This window comes from Streptomyces sp. NBC_01214, assembly GCF_026340975.1.
In the GTDB taxonomy this organism is placed as follows: domain Bacteria; phylum Actinomycetota; class Actinomycetes; order Streptomycetales; family Streptomycetaceae; genus Streptomyces.
Genome location: NZ_JAPEOS010000001.1, coordinates 1602323 through 1617525 on the forward strand (window position 1 = coordinate 1602323; position 15203 = coordinate 1617525).

General features: G+C 71.7%; 16 protein-coding genes. 9 read left to right on the plus strand and 7 right to left on the minus strand.

Annotated elements, in window-relative coordinates; all coding sequences use genetic code 11:
• Positions 1–32: 32 nt before the first annotated feature.
• Together OG594_RS07520 and OG594_RS07525 are read right to left on the minus strand one after the other, a co-directional pair.
• Entirely contained in the window at positions 33–689 is a 657-nt protein-coding gene (locus OG594_RS07520) for a superoxide dismutase (protein WP_030016698.1), read from the minus strand.
• Positions 690–849: 160 nt separating this feature from the next.
• On the minus strand, positions 850–2250 hold the full coding sequence (locus tag OG594_RS07525) for an amino acid permease (protein WP_266596460.1): 1401 nt from the start codon (positions 2248–2250) through the stop codon (positions 850–852).
• A 160-nt stretch (positions 2251–2410) separates the two neighbouring features.
• On the opposite strand from OG594_RS07525, the gene OG594_RS07530 reads away from it, so the two are divergent.
• Positions 2411–3181 (plus strand): SDR family NAD(P)-dependent oxidoreductase, encoded by a 771-nt coding sequence (locus OG594_RS07530; RefSeq protein ID WP_266596462.1) that lies wholly within the window; start codon positions 2411–2413, stop codon positions 3179–3181.
• Positions 3182–3236: 55 nt separating this feature from the next.
• Here OG594_RS07530 and OG594_RS07535 read toward each other — a convergent pair whose 3' ends face one another.
• Positions 3237–4634, minus strand: a complete 1398-nt coding sequence (locus tag OG594_RS07535; RefSeq protein ID WP_266596464.1) for an amino acid permease — start codon at positions 4632–4634, stop codon at positions 3237–3239.
• Positions 4635–4920: 286 nt separating this feature from the next.
• Here OG594_RS07535 and OG594_RS07540 point away from each other — a divergent pair, with 286 nt between their 5' ends.
• Positions 4921–5505, plus strand: a complete 585-nt coding sequence (locus tag OG594_RS07540) for a biotin transporter BioY (RefSeq protein ID WP_266596466.1) — start codon at positions 4921–4923, stop codon at positions 5503–5505.
• Positions 5506–5580: 75 nt separating this feature from the next.
• On the opposite strand, the gene OG594_RS07545 is transcribed toward OG594_RS07540, so the two are convergent.
• Positions 5581–7014, minus strand: coding sequence for an amino acid permease (locus OG594_RS07545; RefSeq protein ID WP_266596468.1), 1434 nt, complete (start codon positions 7012–7014; stop codon positions 5581–5583).
• A 218-nt stretch (positions 7015–7232) separates the two neighbouring features.
• Between OG594_RS07545 and OG594_RS07550 the strand changes: the two genes are divergently transcribed.
• Together OG594_RS07550 and OG594_RS07555 are read left to right on the plus strand one after the other, a co-directional pair.
• Positions 7233–7721: a ribose-5-phosphate isomerase gene (locus tag OG594_RS07550; protein ID WP_266596470.1), complete on the plus strand. Its 489-nt coding sequence runs from the start codon at positions 7233–7235 to the stop codon at positions 7719–7721.
• A gap of 70 nt (positions 7722–7791) precedes the next feature.
• Complete coding sequence (locus OG594_RS07555) at positions 7792–8598, plus strand: Fpg/Nei family DNA glycosylase (protein WP_266596472.1); 807 nt, start codon at positions 7792–7794, stop codon at positions 8596–8598.
• Positions 8599–8670: 72 nt separating this feature from the next.
• On the opposite strand, the gene OG594_RS07560 is transcribed toward OG594_RS07555, so the two are convergent.
• Positions 8671–9906, minus strand: coding sequence for a GNAT family N-acetyltransferase (locus OG594_RS07560; protein WP_266596474.1), 1236 nt, complete (start codon positions 9904–9906; stop codon positions 8671–8673).
• Positions 9907–10022: 116 nt separating this feature from the next.
• Here OG594_RS07560 and OG594_RS07565 point away from each other — a divergent pair, with 116 nt between their 5' ends.
• Positions 10023–11165: a PP2C family protein-serine/threonine phosphatase gene (locus OG594_RS07565; RefSeq protein ID WP_266596477.1), complete on the plus strand. Its 1143-nt coding sequence runs from the start codon at positions 10023–10025 to the stop codon at positions 11163–11165.
• Positions 11166–11208: 43 nt separating this feature from the next.
• Here OG594_RS07565 and OG594_RS07570 read toward each other — a convergent pair whose 3' ends face one another.
• Entirely contained in the window at positions 11209–11439 is a 231-nt protein-coding gene (locus tag OG594_RS07570) for a hypothetical protein (RefSeq protein WP_266596479.1), read from the minus strand.
• On the opposite strand from OG594_RS07570, the gene OG594_RS07575 reads away from it, so the two are divergent.
• Positions 11392–12159 (plus strand): ABC transporter ATP-binding protein, encoded by a 768-nt coding sequence (locus OG594_RS07575; RefSeq protein ID WP_266602699.1) that lies wholly within the window; start codon positions 11392–11394, stop codon positions 12157–12159. The genes OG594_RS07570 and OG594_RS07575 overlap by 48 nt on opposite strands.
• Before the next feature lie 3 nt (positions 12160–12162).
• Here OG594_RS07575 and OG594_RS07580 read toward each other — a convergent pair whose 3' ends face one another.
• Positions 12163–12801 carry a DUF4232 domain-containing protein gene (locus tag OG594_RS07580; protein ID WP_266596481.1) on the minus strand — a complete coding sequence of 213 codons (639 nt, stop codon included), beginning with the start codon at positions 12799–12801 and terminating at the stop codon, positions 12163–12165.
• Positions 12802–12883: 82 nt separating this feature from the next.
• On the opposite strand from OG594_RS07580, the gene OG594_RS07585 reads away from it, so the two are divergent.
• From OG594_RS07585 to OG594_RS07595, 3 genes are all read left to right on the plus strand, one after another.
• The gene (locus OG594_RS07585; RefSeq protein ID WP_266596482.1) at positions 12884–14272 is read left to right on the plus strand and encodes a pyridoxal-dependent decarboxylase; all 1389 of its coding nucleotides are present in this window, start codon (positions 12884–12886) and stop codon (positions 14270–14272) included.
• Complete coding sequence (locus OG594_RS07590) at positions 14269–14724, plus strand: HD domain-containing protein (RefSeq protein WP_266596484.1); 456 nt, start codon at positions 14269–14271, stop codon at positions 14722–14724. Before OG594_RS07585 ends, OG594_RS07590 begins: the two co-directional genes overlap by 4 nt.
• Before the next feature lie 176 nt (positions 14725–14900).
• A complete protein-coding gene (locus OG594_RS07595; protein WP_030008564.1) occupies positions 14901–15095 on the plus strand; it encodes a membrane protein in 195 nt (64 codons plus the stop codon).
• The last annotated feature ends 108 nt before the right edge of the window (positions 15096–15203 follow it).

A 15203-nucleotide genomic window follows, 5' to 3' on the forward strand; every position in this document is an offset into this window, starting at 1 on the left:
ATCACGAGGCGGACGGGTTCGTGGTGCTGCGATCAGCCCTTGGCGGGGATCAGCAGCGGGGTGTTCGCCTTGGCGTCGGCGTAGCGCTTGGACACGTCCTGCCAGTTGACGACGTTCCACATCGCCTCGATGAAGTCCACCTTCTGGTTCTTGTACTGAAGGTAGAAGGCGTGCTCCCAGGCGTCGAAGACCAGGATCGGCGTGCTGGCGACGCCCACGTTGCCCTGGTGGTCGTAGACCTGCTCGACGACCAGACGGCCGCTGACGGGCTCGTACGCGAGCACGCCCCAGCCGGATCCCTGGGTGGCGGAGGACGCGAAGGTCAGCTGCTTCTTGAACTTCGCGAAGGAGCCGAAGGACTCGGTGATCGCGTCGGCCAGGTCGCCCAGGCCGTCGGCCGCGGTGGGCTCGCCGCCGCCCTCGCCGGTCTTCGGGCTGGCCATGTTGTGCCAGTAGATGCTGTGCAGGATGTGGCCGGAGAGGTGGAACGCGAGGTTCTTCTCCAGGCCGTTGAGGGCGCCCCAGTTCTCCTTGTCGCGCGCCTCCGCCAGCTGCTCCAGCGTGTTGTTGGCGCCCGTGACGTAGGCCGCGTGGTGCTTGTCGTGGTGCAGCTCGATGATCTGCGGGTTGATCACCGGCTCCAGCGCCGCGTAGTCGTACGGAAGCTCAGGAAGCGTGTAGATGGCCATGCGTGTTATCCGGTCCCCTCAGCGTGCCAATCGCTTATTGCAATTAATGCGCAACTGCACGCTAGCAGTATCTATTCCACCCCACACGTAAGGGTTACCTCTGTAAAACACGGGTGGGCCCCGTGCGTTCGCACGGGGCCCACCTGCGGTTGAGGGACTGTCAGCGGGCGGCGGCCGCCCGGCGCTGCACGGCCCAGCCGGTCACCGCGAGGGCGACGGTGAGCCCGCCGGTGAAGACCACCTGGACGCGCGTGTCCTCGCCCAAGGCCATCAGCACCAGGACCCCGGCCGCCCCGGCCAGCGCCACCCAGGTCAGGTACGGGAAGCCCCACATCTTCACGACCAGCTTTTCGGGGGCCTCGCGCTCCAGCCGGCGGCGCAGCACGAACTGCGAGACGGCGATGAAGCCCCAGACGATCAGGATGACCCCGCCCACCATGTTCAGCAGCCAGGCGAACAGGGTGTCCGGGTACCAGTAGGACAGCAGCACCGTGACGAAGCCGAAGCCGCAGGAGGCGAGGACCGCCCGGCGCGGCACCCCGCCGCTGACCTTGCCCAGCGCCTTCGGGCCCTGGCCGCGGGAGACGAGGGAGTAGGCCATGCGCGAGGAGCCGTAGACGTTGGCGTTCATCGCGGACATCAGGGCGATCAGGATGACCACGTTCATGATCTCGCCGGCGGCCGGGATGCCCAGGCGGTCCAGGGTCGCGGCGTAGGGGCCGTCCGCCGTGACGGCCGGGTCGTTCCACGGCAGGAGGGTGACGATGACCAGCATGGAGCCCACGTAGACGATCGCGATCCGCCACATGGTGGTCCGCACGGCCTTGGCCACGCCCTTGACCGGGTCCTCGGACTCGGCGGCCGCGATGGTCACCGTCTCCAGCCCGCCGTACGCGACGACGGAGGCCAGCAGTCCGACCAGCAGGCCGTCCACACCGTGGGGCAGGAGGCCGCCGTCGTGCAGCAGGTTGGTGGAGCCGGGGGAGTCGGTGCCGGGCAGCAGGCCGAGCACGGCCAGCACGCCCAGGCCCAGGAAGAGCGCGATCGCGCCGATCTTGAGGGCGGCGAACCAGAACTCGAACTCGCCGAAGTTCGAGACGGCGGCGAGGTTGGAGCCGCAGAACACGGCCATGAAGACCAGCACCCACATCCAGGAGGGGGTGCCCGGGAACCAGCCGGTCATGATGTGCGCCGCGCCGATGGCCTCGATGGCCACGCCCACGCAGAGCAGGATCCAGAACATCCAGCCGGCGGTGAATCCGGCCCAGGGCCCGATCGCCCGCTCGGCGTGCACGGAGAAGGAGCCCGAGGCGGGGTTGGCGGCGGACATCTCGCCGAGCATCCGCATCACGAACATCACGAGCAGCCCGGACGCGGCGTACGCGAGCACGATCGAGGGACCTGCGGCGGCGATGCCGGCGCCGGAGCCGACGAAGAGTCCGGCGCCGATGACACCGCCGAGGGCGATCATCGAGAGGTGGCGCTGCTTGAGTCCGTTGCCGAGGGGCGAACCGGCGCCGGTCTGCGGTGCTTCGGGGGGTGTGAGGGTGCTCTGGCTCATTTGCGCCAGTCTGCCGATCGTCCGATCGCCGGACATTCTGCGTCCGATATTCGGACGACGACTTCACGGTTCGCGATCACGCCCGTACGCTCACGGCGACGTCTCAGCCACCGGATGTGGTGGACGCACCGGATCGAGGGGGCAGTCGATGGGTCGGACCGTGGCAGGACTTCGCAGCACCGACCGGGGCGTACTCGTCACCGGCGCCTCCCGGGGCATCGGCCGGGCGATCGCGACCGCCTTCGCCCGGCAGGGCGACCGGGTCGCCGTGCACTGCTCGACCCGGCAGGCCGACGCGGAGGAGACCCTCGCCTCGCTGGAGGGGGAGGGACACGTACTGGTTGCCGCCGACCTCGCCGACCCGGCCGGTGTCGAGGCCCTCGCGGCCGCGGCGGACGAGGCGCTCGGCGGGGTGGACGTCCTGGTCAACAACGCCGCCGTGATGCTCGCCCACCCGCTGCCCGAGACCTCCTACGAGGACTGGCAGCAGGCCTGGCGGCGGACCGTCGACGTGAACCTCTTCGGCTCCGCCAACCTGAGCTACTGCGTCGCCCGCCGCATGATCGACGCGGGACGCGAGGGACGCGTCGTCAACGTCGGCTCGCGCGGCGCCTTCCGGGGCGAACCCGACCACCCCGCCTACGGCGCGACCAAGGCCGCGCTGCACGCCCTGGGCCAGTCCCTCGCCGTGTCCCTCGCCCCGCACGGCATCGCCGTCGCCTCCGTGGCGCCCGGCTTCGTCGCCACCGAGCGGGTCGCCGGCCGGCTGGAGGGGCCCGAGGGCGCCGGCATCCGGGCGCAGAGCCCCTTCGGGCGCGTCGCGGACCCGGAAGAGATCGCCTCCGCGGTGCTCTACCTGGCCTCGCCCGCGGCGGTCTGGAGCTCCGGCACGGTCCTCGACGTCAACGGGGCCTCCTACCTGCGCACCTGAGAACGGCAGGACCCCCGCGCCGGCGGCACGGGGGTCCTGTTCGTCCGGTTCGGCGTCAGGCCCTGCGGGCCCGCAGCTCGCGGATCCCCGCCACGGCGAGCACCAGCGCGGCCGCACCCGAGGACCACAGCAGCTGAGGCCGCGCGGAATCGTCGAACAGCATCAGGACCAGCACCGCCGCCATTCCGAACAGCGCCGCCCAGGTCGCGTACGGGAACAGCCACATCGGCAGGGTCAGCCGCTCGGGCATGTCCCGCTCGATCCGGCGGCGCAGCTTCAGCTGCGAGACGGCGATCAGCGCCCACACGAACAGCAGCACCGCGCCGACCGCGTTGAGCATGTAGAGGAAGATCGTGTCCGGCCACAGCAGGTTGAGCACCACGGACACGAAGCCGAAGGCCACGGAGGCGAACACCGCCCGGCGCGGCACCCCGCCGCCCGAGACCTTCAGCAGCGCCTGCGGCGCCTCACGGCGCTCGGCCAGCGAGAAGACCATGCGCGAGGACCCGTACAGGTTCGCGTTCAGCGCCGACAGCAGGGCCACGAACACCACGATGTTCATGATCTGGCCGGCTCCCGGGATGCCGATGGAGTCGAGGACGGCGACGTACGGGCTCTCGCCCGGCTTCAGCGAGTTCCACGGCAGCAGGGTCACGATGACCACCATCGAGCCGACGTAGAAGAAGAGGATGCGCCACACCGCGCTGCGCACCGCCCGGGACACCGACCGCGCCGGGTCGTCCGACTCGGCGGCGGCGATGGTGACGACCTCCAGGCCGCCGAAGGCGAAGATGACGGCGAGCATGCCCGCGACCACTCCGCCGAAGCCCTCGGGGAAGAAACCGCCCTGGCCGGTGAGGTTGGCCGTGCCGACCGGTTCCGTGTCCGGGAGCAAGCCGAAGACCGCGAGGGTGCCGAGGATCAGGAAGAGCACGATGGCGACGACCTTGATGCCCGCGAACCAGAACTCGAACTCGCCGAAGTTCTTCACGGCGGCCAGGTTGCTCACGGTGAAGACCACCATGAACAGCAGCACCCAGACCCACTGGTCGACCGAGGGCACCCAACCGTTCGCGATCTTCGCCGCGCCGGTGGCCTCCACGGCCAGCACCACGACCAGCAGGAACCAGTACAGCCAGCCCGCCGAGAAGCCGGCCCAGCGCCCGAGCGCCCGCTCCGCGTAGACGGAGAACGAGCCCGAGGCGGGCATCGCGGCCGACATCTCGCCCAGCGCCCGCATCACCAGCATCGCGAGCAGGCCCGCGAGCAGATAGGAGCAGATGATCGCGGGACCGGCGATGCCGATGCCGGCGCCGGAGCCGACGAAGAGCCCGGCGCCGATGACGCCGCCGAGGCCCAGCATGGTCAGGTGGCGCTGCTTGAGGCTGTGGCTGAGGGGTTCCGAGGGCAGGTCGCCCGTGGGGGGAGGTGCTTCTTCCAGGCGCTCACGCATGAAGGGTGCTCGTACTCTCGTTCGGGCCCAGTGGCGGTGGGAGCCCCGCGTCAGGATTGGCGGGATCCTACAGTCTCGCTGAGCGGCGGTCTTCCGTGCAAAACGGACGTGCTGTCTGATGTTCCTCGTGACGAGGATCACGCGGGCTCGGGTGTGGGGCGTTGGGTTTGTGAAGTCCCCACCAAAGTGGGGAGTGCGGCTTTGTCCCGGGCGGCGGTGGGGCGGCGGCGGAGCGCGCACTAGCGTCGGTGATCGTCCCGCCACCCCCACCCCGTGGAGCCTCCCGATGAGCACTGCCTCCGTCTCTCTCCGGCCCGGCGCCGTCCTCGCCGATCTGCTGCCCGCGAGCCGCGTCCGCGACATCGCGCTCGTCGTCGGCGGCGCCGCGCTCACGGGGCTCGCCGCCCAGATCGCGGTTCCCGTTCCCGGCTCCCCGGTCCCCGTCACCGGCCAGACCTTCGCCGCGCTGCTCGTCGGCACCGCGTTCGGTGCCCGTCGCGGCTTCCTCGCGCTGGCGCTGTACGCCCTCGTCGGCATGGCCGGCGTGCCGTGGTTCGCGGGCGGGACCTCCGGCGCGGGCGGTGCTTCCTTCGGCTACGTGCTCGGCATGCTGCTCGCCGCCACCGTCGTCGGCGCCCTCGCGCGGCGCGGCGGCGACCGCTCGGTGCTGCGCACGGCCGGCCTGATGGTGCTGGGTTCGGCCGTGATCTACGCGGTGGGCGTGCCGTACCTGATGGCCGCCACCGGGATGTCCCTCGGCGTGGCCGTCGCGAAGGGCGTGGTCCCGTTCCTGATCGGCGACGCCCTCAAGGCCGCGCTGGCCATGGGCGCCCTGCCGGCCGCCTGGAAGCTGGTCGGCCGCCGCGGCTGAGCCGCCCCCGCTACGCACCGGAGCCCGGCCCGCCTCCACGAGGCGGGCCGGGCTCCGGCGTAGGTGCACGTGCGATCAGCCCTGCAGGGCCTTCTTGCGGCGGACGTCCAGGACCACGCCGACGAGCACGACCACACCGGCCACCAGGGTGGACAGGGTGACGACCTCGCGGTTGGCGTCGTCCACGAACATGTAGCCGATCACGAACATGATCAGTGCGGCGGTGGCCCAGGTCAGCCACGGGAACAGCCACATCTTCACGGTCAGCTTCTCCGGGGCCTCGCGGACCAGGATCCCGCGCATCTTCAGCTGGGTGAAGCAGATCACCAGCCAGACGAAGAGCGCGATGGCACCCGAGGAGTTGAGGAGGAAGTTGAAGACCGTGTCCTTGAAGGCGTAGTTGAAGTAGACGGCGACGAAGCCGAAGACCGTGGAGCCCAGGATCGCGGCGACCGGCACACCGTTCTTGTTGACCTTGGCGAACGCCTTGGGGGCGTCGCCGCGCTCACCGAGCGAGAAGGCCATGCGGGAGGCGGTGTAGAGGCCCGAGTTCAGGCAGGACAGCACGGCGGTCAGAACGATGACCTCCATGATCGTGCCGGCGTGCGCGATGCCGATCGAGTCCAGGGCGGCGACGTACGAGCCCTTCTCGGTGATCGACTTGTCGTTCCACGGGAGCAGGGTCAGCACGATGAAGATCGAGCCGAGGTAGAAGACGCCGATCCGCCAGATGACGGAGTTGGTGGCCTGGGTGACCGCCTTGCGGGGGTTCTCCGACTCGCCGGCCGCCAGGGTGACGATCTCGCTGCCCATGAAGGAGAAGACGACCATCAGCACACCGGTGAGGACGGCGCCGTAGCCGTTGGGGAAGAACCCGCCGGCGTCGGTGAGGTGCGCGAAGCCCGCGCCCGGGTTGTCGGAGCCGGGCAGGAGGCCGAAGACGGCGAGCATGCCGACGATCACGAACGCGCCGATGGCGACGACCTTGATGCCCGCGAACCAGAACTCGAACTCACCGTAGGAGGCGACCGAGCCGAGGTTGGTGACGGTCAGCACCGCCATCACGATGAGCGCCCAGGCCCACTGCGGGACGGCCGGGATCCAGTTCTCCAGGATGGCGGCACCGGCGGTGGCCTCCACGGCGAGCACGACGACCCAGAAGAACCAGTAGAGCCAGCCGATGGAGAAGCCCGCCCAGCGGCCGAGGGCGCGGTCGGCGTAGGCCGAGAAGGAGCCCGAGTTCGGGCTGGCGGCGGCCATCTCGCCGAGCATCCGCATCACGAAGACCACCATCGCGCCGACCAGCGCGTAGGAGATCAGGATGGCGGGGCCGGCCTTGGCGATGCCGCCACCGGAACCGACGAAGAGGCCGGCGCCGATGACGCCGCCGATGGCGATCATGGACAGGTGGCGGTTCTTGAGACCGGCCTTCAGACCGTCGGAGGGCTGGCCATCACCGGGGTTGCCGATGGGGCCGCCTTCCTTCTGAAGGGTCGTCGTGGAGCTCATGGACGGATCCTTAGGTTCTCGGGTTGCGAGCCCCGGCATTCAAACCTGAGATGAACGCGAGACGGAAGACCCCAATCCGGATCGTTGCCTTGGTGTGAACGTCCAGGACGCCGCGCCGCCCTGTCCCATCTGCGTTCTTTGGGTTTACTTGAGCTTTAGAAGTGACTTACGCGACACCCGCTGCGGGCTGTCGGGCCTCCTCGTGCCACACTCGTCCCATGCGCGTGTACCTCGGATCCGACCATGCCGGCTTTGAGCTCAAGAACCACCTCGTGGACTGGCTCAAGAACAACGGCCACGAGCCCGTCGACTGTGGGCCCCACATCTACGACGCGGTGGACGACTACCCGCCGTTCTGCCTCCGCGCAGCGGAGAAGACCGCCGCCGACGCCGGCAGCCTCGGCATCGTGATCGGTGGCTCCGGCAACGGCGAGCAGATCGCCGCGAACAAGGTCAAGGGCGTCCGCGCCATCCTGGCCTGGAGCGTCCAGACCGCCCAGCTCGGCCGTGAGCACAACAACGCCAACGTCATCTCCGTCGGCGGCCGGATGCACACGCAGGACGAGGCCGTCAGCTTCATCGAGGCCTTCCTGGCGACCCCGTACTCCGACGAGGAGCGCCACACCCGCCGCATCGACATGCTCTCCGCCTACGAGACCACCGGCGAGCTCCCCCCGATCCCGGCCCACCACCCGCAGCAGGGCTGATCCCGCTTCCGGCCGTGCCGCCCCTTCCCGGGGGCGGTGCGGCCGGTTTCTCTTTCCGAGGAGCTCCGCCGTGCCCGAGGGGCATACGATCCACCGCCTCGCCCAGGACCACGCCGAGCGGTTCGCCGGCCGGCCGGTCCGCGTCAGCAGCCCCCAGGGCCGCTTCGAGCAGAGCGCGGCCGTGCTCGACGGGCGCGTGCTGGACGGCGCCGAGGCGCACGGCAAGCACCTCTTCCTGGAACTGGGCGACGCCTGGATCCACATCCACCTCGGCCTGTTCGGCAAGCTCGGCTTCGGCCCGGCCCCGGCCCCGCCCGCCACGGACACCGTCCGGCTGCGCCTGCTGAACGAGGACCACTACGCCGACCTGCGCGGCCCCACCGCCTGCGCACTGATCGGCGAGGGCGAGAAGAAGGCGATACACGACCGCCTCGGCCCGGACCCGCTGCGCGCCGACGACGACCCCGACCGCGCCTGGGCCCGGATCTCCCGCTCCCGCACCACCGTCGCCGCCCTGCTCATGGACCAGAAGATCGTCGCGGGCATCGGCAACGTCTACCGCGCCGAGGTCCTCTTCCGGCACGGCGTCGACCCGTACCGCCCGGGTCGTGACCTCACCCGCGGCGAGTGGGACGCCATGTGGGCCGACCTGGTCGCGCTGATGCGCGAGGGCGTGCGCAACAACCGCATCGACACCGTCCGCGACGAGCACCTGCCCGAGGCCATGGGCCGGCCGCCGCGCGTCGACGACCACGGCGGCGAGGTGTACGTCTACCGGCGGGCGAACATGCCCTGCCACATCTGCGGCGGCGAGATCCGCACCGCCGACCTCGCCGCCCGCAACCTCTTCTGGTGCCCCGGCTGCCAGCCCCGCTGACGCGGTCACCGGGTCACCGGGTCACTGGGCCGCCGGGTCACCGCGCCGCCGGGGCGTTCGGTCGCGCCGTTCCTAGAAGCCGTGCGGCAGCCAGGGCGCCACGTCGCCCGCGAAGGCGCGCGAGGCCTCCGCGAGAGCTCCCGGGCGCAGCTCCCGTACCCGGCCCGCCGCGGCCAGCGAGGTGAGGGTGATCCCGCCCAGATACGCGGAACCCAGCTCCCGGACCGACAGCTCCAGGTCCGCCGGCTCCGCGGTGCGGGTGCACCGGGCGGCGCCCTCGGCGTCCGCGACCAGCCGCCACCGCCCCTCGTTCCACGGACAGAACGCGTCCTCGACCTCCACGACCACGTCCATCGCGGACCGGTACGAGCGCGCCTCCAGGGCCGCCGGCAGGTCCACCAGGCGCACGTGGAGCGAGTCGCGCATGGCCGGCTTCGACCGCCTGACGTCGCTGACCAGGTGCAGCAGCGGGTCGTCCACCGGGCGCTTGGCGGCCCGTACGGTCCACGTCAGGTCGATGGAGAACAGGTAGCGCCACAGCGCCGCCGTAGTCGCCGGATCCAGTGCGTCGAGGGCCTCGACCTGGACCGTCCCGTCCGAACCCGACGAGTTCCAGTCCGGTTTGACCCGGTAGCGGGCGTACCCGGCGACCTCGCCGTCCGCCCGTTCCGCCACCACGCACATCAGCGGGGAGGCGCCTCCCCGCTCCCCGGGCGGATCCGTGATGGCCATCCGCTCCCAGCCGGGCTGCCGGGCCGGCGCCCCGGGCCGCCGGGTCACCAGGTCGGCGTACACCCGCTCGCAGGCGGCCAGCGACTTCTCCGGGTCGGCGAGCCGCAGCCGCACCGCGTCCGTCCCGGGCGGCACCTCGAGCCGCACGCGCGTCGTGTCGATCTCCAGGGACATGGAGTAGGTCGCCAGCCCGTACCCGAAGCGCCCGTAGATCGCCGGGTCGGAGGCCGTCAGTACGGCGAGCGGCTCACCGGCCGCCCGGACGTCGTCCAGCTGGCGCCGCATCAGAGAGCCGAGGATGCCGCGACGACGGTGCGTCGGCGCGACTCCCACGAAGGTCACCGCGGCCGCGGGAACCAGTGCGCCACCCTGCACCGAGAGGCGGAAGCTGAAGGCCGCCGCCGAGCCGACGCACGTCTCGCCCTGCCAGACCCCGAGCGCACGGTCCGGCTCCGTCAGGGCCCGGAACAGCGTCCGGCCCTCCGGGGGCTCGGCCACGCCACCGAAAGCCAGTTCTAGATGATCGAACCAGACATCCCACTCGTCTCGTTGCAAAACGCGCATCTCAAGATCCATACCGCCATCCTCACCCGGCCACTCCGTCGCAGTCGAAGAGTTTTCGGGCGCCCCGAGCCCCAGGTCCGGGGGTACCCCTGCGCATCCACAGTCAGGATGGATAGGGTCCCGAAGCAATGGCCGGAGCACGAGTGGAACCCCTCATGGCCCGGATGCGCATGCTGTCGCACCGGTGCCGCACAGCCCTGCGCAAATCAGCCGTCGACTACTTCCGCGGCGACGCCTCCGACTGGCTCGCCTTCGGTGGCCTGCTGCTCACCGTGCCCGCGATCGCCTGCGGCACGCTGATGCTGCCCGTCTGGTTCTCGCCCTCGGCCCTCGTCCTGCCGATCGTGGCCGGCGGCCTCCTGCTGCGCCCCGCCAGCCTCCTCGCCCTGTACGCCGCCTCCGCGACCGCGCTGATCGTCGAGGCCCTCGTACTCGGCCCCTATACCCAGGGACCGGCCAGGGTCACCCCCGGCACCGTGCTCGTGGTCGCGGCCTGCGGGTTCTTCGGCCTGGTCATCGCCCAGTTCCGCAGCCGCGTCGGCGTGCCCTGGCGGCGCGGCGGCACCATGCTCTTCGACCTGCGCGAACGCATCCGGGTGCAGAGCAAACTGCCCGCCCTGCCGCGCGGCTGGCACCGCGAGATGGCGCTGCGCCCGGCCGGCGGCCAGTCCTTCTCCGGCGACTTCGTGGTCGCGGCCCGCACCAACGGCGGCCGGACCCTGGAGATCGTCCTGACCGACGTCTCCGGCAAGGGCATGGAAGCCGGCTCCCGGGCCCTGCTGCTCTCCGGCGCCTTCGGCGGACTGCTCGGCGCGCTGCCCGCCCACGGCTTCCTGCCCGCCGCCAACGGCTACCTGCTCCGCCAGGATTGGGACGAGGGCTTCGCCACCTCCATCCACCTCGTCCTGGACCTGGAGACCGGCGACTACGAGCTCCTCTCGGCCGGCCACCTCCCCGCCCTCCAGCTCTCGGCGGGCACCGGCCGCTGGCAGGAGAAGTCCGGCGAGGGCCCGCTCCTCGGCGTCTACGACGGCGCCGAATTCATCCCCGCCCGCGGCAACCTGCGCCCCGGCGACGTCCTGATGCTCTTCACCGACGGCCTCGTCGAGACCTCCGACCGGGAGATCAGCGAGGGCATGGACCGCCTCACCGGCGAGGCCGACCGCTACGTCGCCGCCGGATGGGACGGCGCGGCCTGGCACCTGATCGAGAAGGTCGCCAAGAACGTCAACGACGACCGCGCGCTGCTGCTCATCCGCCGCTCCGCCTGACCGCGGGGTGGGGCTTGCCCCACCACCGGTCCGCCGGGCGGCGTCATGGCCGCCGCCCCACCATGATCCGTAGCGTCGGAGCCACGAGCAGGACGGCGGCGAGAGGCGGCACACCACGGGGCTCCGACGGAGCAAGCGGCAGCACGGCCAGCACGGCCAGCACGAGCAGCACGAGCAGCACCGGCAGGCCGCACGGGAGCCGTCCGACACCGCGGCCGCCGTCGAGCTGCGCGGCGTACGGCGGGCCTACGGACGCGGGGGCTCCGCCGTACACGCGCTGCGCGGGATCGACCTCAGCCTGCCGCGCGGCAGCTTCACCGCCGTCATGGGACCCTCCGGCTCCGGCAAATCGACCTTCCTGCAGTGCGCCGCCGGACTCGACCTGCCCACCGAGGGATCCGTTCGGCTCGGCGGAACCGAGATCACGGCGATGAACGAGAACGAGCTCACCGAACTCCGCCGCAGCCGCCTCGGCTTCGTCTTCCAAGCCTTCAACCTGCTGCCGTCCCTCACCGTCGAGCAGAACGTACTGCTCCCGATGCGGCTCGCCGGCGGCCGCCGCGCGCACGAGGGCCGGGCCCGCGCCGCCGAGCTGCTCGCCCGCGTCGGTCTGGAGGGCAAGGGCGGCCGCCGCCCGGCCGAGCTGTCCGGCGGCCAGCAGCAGCGCGTGGCCATCGCCCGGGCCCTCGTCACCCGACCCGACGTGGTCTTCGCCGACGAACCCACCGGCGCGCTCGACACCACCACCGCGGCGGAGGTCCTCGGGCTGCTCCGGGACGCCGTCGACTCCCTGCGCGCCACCGTCGTCATGGTCACCCACGACCCGGCCGCCGCCGCCCACGCCGACCAGGTGCTCTTCCTCGCCGACGGCCTGATCGCGGACCGGCTGCCGCGCAGCTCCGCGGCCGCCGTCGCGGCCCGGATGACCGCACTCACCGCCCGCCGCGCTCCGGCCGCCGGTGCTGTAGCAGCCGGTGCTGTCGCCGCCGCCTGAGGCTCAGCGGACCAACGGCTGCCACGGCCCGAGCCCGAGCTTCCCGGTGTTCCCGAGGTCCACCGGTGCCTCGAGCCGCAGCCACAGCTGGGGGGCGCCGGGCCGGGGCTCGACCTCCACGATCCGCGCCGTCACGGCCGGCGTCGCCGACTCGGTGACGAGGTTGCGCCACACGATCCCGAAGAGGGCCGCCTGTCCCGGGGCCAGCGTCACCGGCCGCGGCGCCTCGTCCAGGTTCGGCGTGCCCGTGGTGATCCCCGCCGACCCGTGCTCCACCGCGACCTCCAGCGGATCGTTGCGGTCGTCGCGCAGCGACAGCTGCGGGTAGCCCTCCAGTACGTACGGCTGCGCACCGCAGTTGACCAGCTGGAAGCTCGCCACCCGCAGCCCCATGGCCGCGTTGCCCTCCATCTCGACGAGCCGGACCCCGCCCTCGGGGCAGGGTTCCACCGTGGCGGGCGGTGTCGAGGGCGCACTCCGGACGGGCGCGGGCTTCGCCGGCACGCTCACCGCGGTGGGCCCCGGAGCCGCCCTCGGGGCCGGCGGCATCGAACATCCGGCCGCCCCCGCCAGCACCCCCGCCAGAGCTCCCGCCGTGACCAGGCCCGGTATTCCTCGCCCCCACCACCGTTTTGCGATCATCCGGCGAGCCTACGACGCCGCGCGGGCCAGTTCCCGTGGATTGGCCCGCCCCCTCGGCCCCGGCCGCGCCTAACGTGCCCCCATGGACCGCACGCTCGCCGCCGATCTCGCCCGGCTCCCCGAACTCCTCGACGCCACCCGCGACGCCGCCGCCGACGCGCTCGCCACCCTGGACGCGCGTCCCGTCGTACCGCCCGCCGGAAAACCGCACGACCCCGAGCCCCTCCCGGAGCGCGCCACCGGCACGGACGCCGCGCTCGCCGCCTTCCGCGACCGCTGGGAGCCGCGGCTGTCGGCCTCCGCGGGACCGCGCTACCTCGGCTTCGTCACGGGAGGTGCCACCCCCGCCGCCCTCGCCGGGGACTGGCTCACCGCCGTCCACGACCAGAACTCCAACTCCGCCCTCGACGGCGGCGGACAGGACCTCGAACGCGAGACCGTCGGTTGGCTCCGAGACCTGTTCGGCCTGACCGCCGCCCACTCCGGCACCTTCGTCTCCGGCGCCACCATGTCCAACACCACCGGCCTCGCCATCGCGCGCGAATGGCTCGGCGAACGCCTCGGCGTGTCCCCGGCCGAGGACGGTGCGGCGGCCCTCGGCCCGGTCCGCGTGCTCTCCGGCGCCCCGCACTCCTCGATCGCCAAGGCCCTCTCGGTGCTGGGCCTCGGCCGCAACTCCCTGGTGCGGGTGCCCACCCTGCCCGGCCGCGAGGCCGTCGACCCCGCCGCCCTGGAGCGCGCGCTGGCGGACACCCCGGGGCCGGCCGTGGTCGTCGCCAACGCGGGCACCGTCAACACCGTCGACTTCGACGACCTCCGGGCGATCGAAACCCTGCGCGAGCGCCACGACTTCTGGCTGCACACCGACGCCGCGTTCGGAGCCTTCGCCGCGCTCTCCGCGGAGCACGCGCACCTCGTCGACGGCCTCGACGCCTCCGACTCCGTCTGCGTCGACCTGCACAAATGGCTCAACGTCCCCTACGACAGCGCCGTGCAGTTCACCCGCCGGCGCGACCTGCAGGCCCGCGTCTTCCAGAACTCCGCCGCTTACCTCGGCCCCCTCGGCGACCACCCCGACCTCGTCCACCTCACCCCCGAGAACTCCCACCGGCTGCGCGCCCTCGCCGCCTGGTTCACGCTCCGCGCGTACGGCCGCCAGGGCCACCGGGAGATCGTCGAACGCGACATCGCCTGCGCCCGCGCGCTGGGCGCCGCCCTGGAGGCGGACCCCGCCTTCACCGTCCTCGCCCCGGTCCGCCTGAACGTCGTCTGCTTCACCCTCGCCGAGGCCCCCACCCCGGAGCGCCTCACCGCCCTGCGGGAGGCGGTGGCCACCGAGGTGTTCGTCACTCCCACCGTCTACGGGGGAACCGCCGCCCTGCGTGCCGCGTTCTCCAACTGGCGTACCACGCAAGCGGACGTACGCCGGGCAGCGGAGGCACTCGGCGCAGCGGCAAGGGAGATCGCATGACCAACAGCCCCCTGACTCTGATCGAGGTCGAGTCCCTGGCGCGCAGCGCGCACGAGGGCCAGACCGACAAGGCCGGTCGGCCGTACGCCGAACACCTCGCGGCCGTGGCCGAGGGCGTGCGGCTGCGCGGAGGCAACGCCGAACAACAGGCGGCGGCCTGGCTCCACGACGCCATCGAGGACGAGGCCCTCAGCCTCACCTGGCTGGACGCTGCGGCCCTCCCGCAGACGGTGAAGGACATGGTCCTCGCGGTCACCAAACGCCCGGACGAGCCGGTCGAGCAGTACGCGGCCCGCATCCTGGCCACCCCGGGCGCCCTGCTCATCAAGGAGGCCGACCTCGCGCACAACGCGGACCCCGTACGCCTCTCCGTGCTGGACGGTCCCACGCGCGAGAGGCTGTCCGCAAAGTATGCGAATATCCGTTCCCTCCTCGGCCTCGCCACCCCGTGACCCGTGCACCGCGCCCGAAATATTCGTGTCGCACATGTGGTTGGCGGAAACGGAACGACGGCTGTTCGGCACGGGGCGTATAGCCAAGGCCCGTTGGTGGGAGGATGGTCCATGTGGGGGTGTGCCTGGCCGTGCGCCCCGGGCCGACCAGGGGACGACCGAAGGTGTGATCAGTAGTGGCCATTTCGCTGTCAGTGGTGGTTCTGTTGGCGGTCATCCTGGTGGTGCTGATCCGCGGCAACCACATCAAGACGGGCCCCGCCATCGTCGCGGCGCTCTTCGGCTTCTTCCTCGCGTCCAGCTCGATCGCTGACGACGTGAATCGTTTCTTGAACTCCCTCGCGACGATGATCGCGAACATCAAGCTCTGACCCCCGCGCACGGCGTCGTCAGGCGCCGGCAGGCGCCGTCCCGGCGACCCTCGCCGCCCGTTCCGCGTCCATCCCGGCAGCCCAGGAAGCCGCAAAGGCTCAGAAGAA

Bases quoted from the DNA above. Each gene is read 5' to 3' on its own strand.
- OG594_RS07520 (WP_030016698.1), bottom strand. From the start codon at position 689: ATGGCCATCTACACGCTTCCTGAGCTTCCGTACGACTACGCGGCGCTG.
- OG594_RS07525 (WP_266596460.1), bottom strand. From the start codon at position 2,250: ATGAGCCAGAGCACCCTCACACCCCCCGAAGCACCGCAGACCGGCGCC.
- OG594_RS07535 (WP_266596464.1), bottom strand. From the start codon at position 4,634: ATGCGTGAGCGCCTGGAAGAAGCACCTCCCCCCACGGGCGACCTGCCC.
- OG594_RS07540 (WP_266596466.1), top strand. From the start codon at position 4,921: ATGAGCACTGCCTCCGTCTCTCTCCGGCCCGGCGCCGTCCTCGCCGAT.
- OG594_RS07545 (WP_266596468.1), bottom strand. From the start codon at position 7,014: ATGAGCTCCACGACGACCCTTCAGAAGGAAGGCGGCCCCATCGGCAAC.
- OG594_RS07550 (WP_266596470.1), top strand. From the start codon at position 7,233: ATGCGCGTGTACCTCGGATCCGACCATGCCGGCTTTGAGCTCAAGAAC.
- OG594_RS07560 (WP_266596474.1), bottom strand. From the start codon at position 9,906: ATGGATCTTGAGATGCGCGTTTTGCAACGAGACGAGTGGGATGTCTGG.
- OG594_RS07565 (WP_266596477.1), top strand. From the start codon at position 10,023: ATGGCCGGAGCACGAGTGGAACCCCTCATGGCCCGGATGCGCATGCTG.
- OG594_RS07580 (WP_266596481.1), bottom strand. From the start codon at position 12,801: ATGATCGCAAAACGGTGGTGGGGGCGAGGAATACCGGGCCTGGTCACG.
- OG594_RS07585 (WP_266596482.1), top strand. From the start codon at position 12,884: ATGGACCGCACGCTCGCCGCCGATCTCGCCCGGCTCCCCGAACTCCTC.
- OG594_RS07590 (WP_266596484.1), top strand. From the start codon at position 14,269: ATGACCAACAGCCCCCTGACTCTGATCGAGGTCGAGTCCCTGGCGCGC.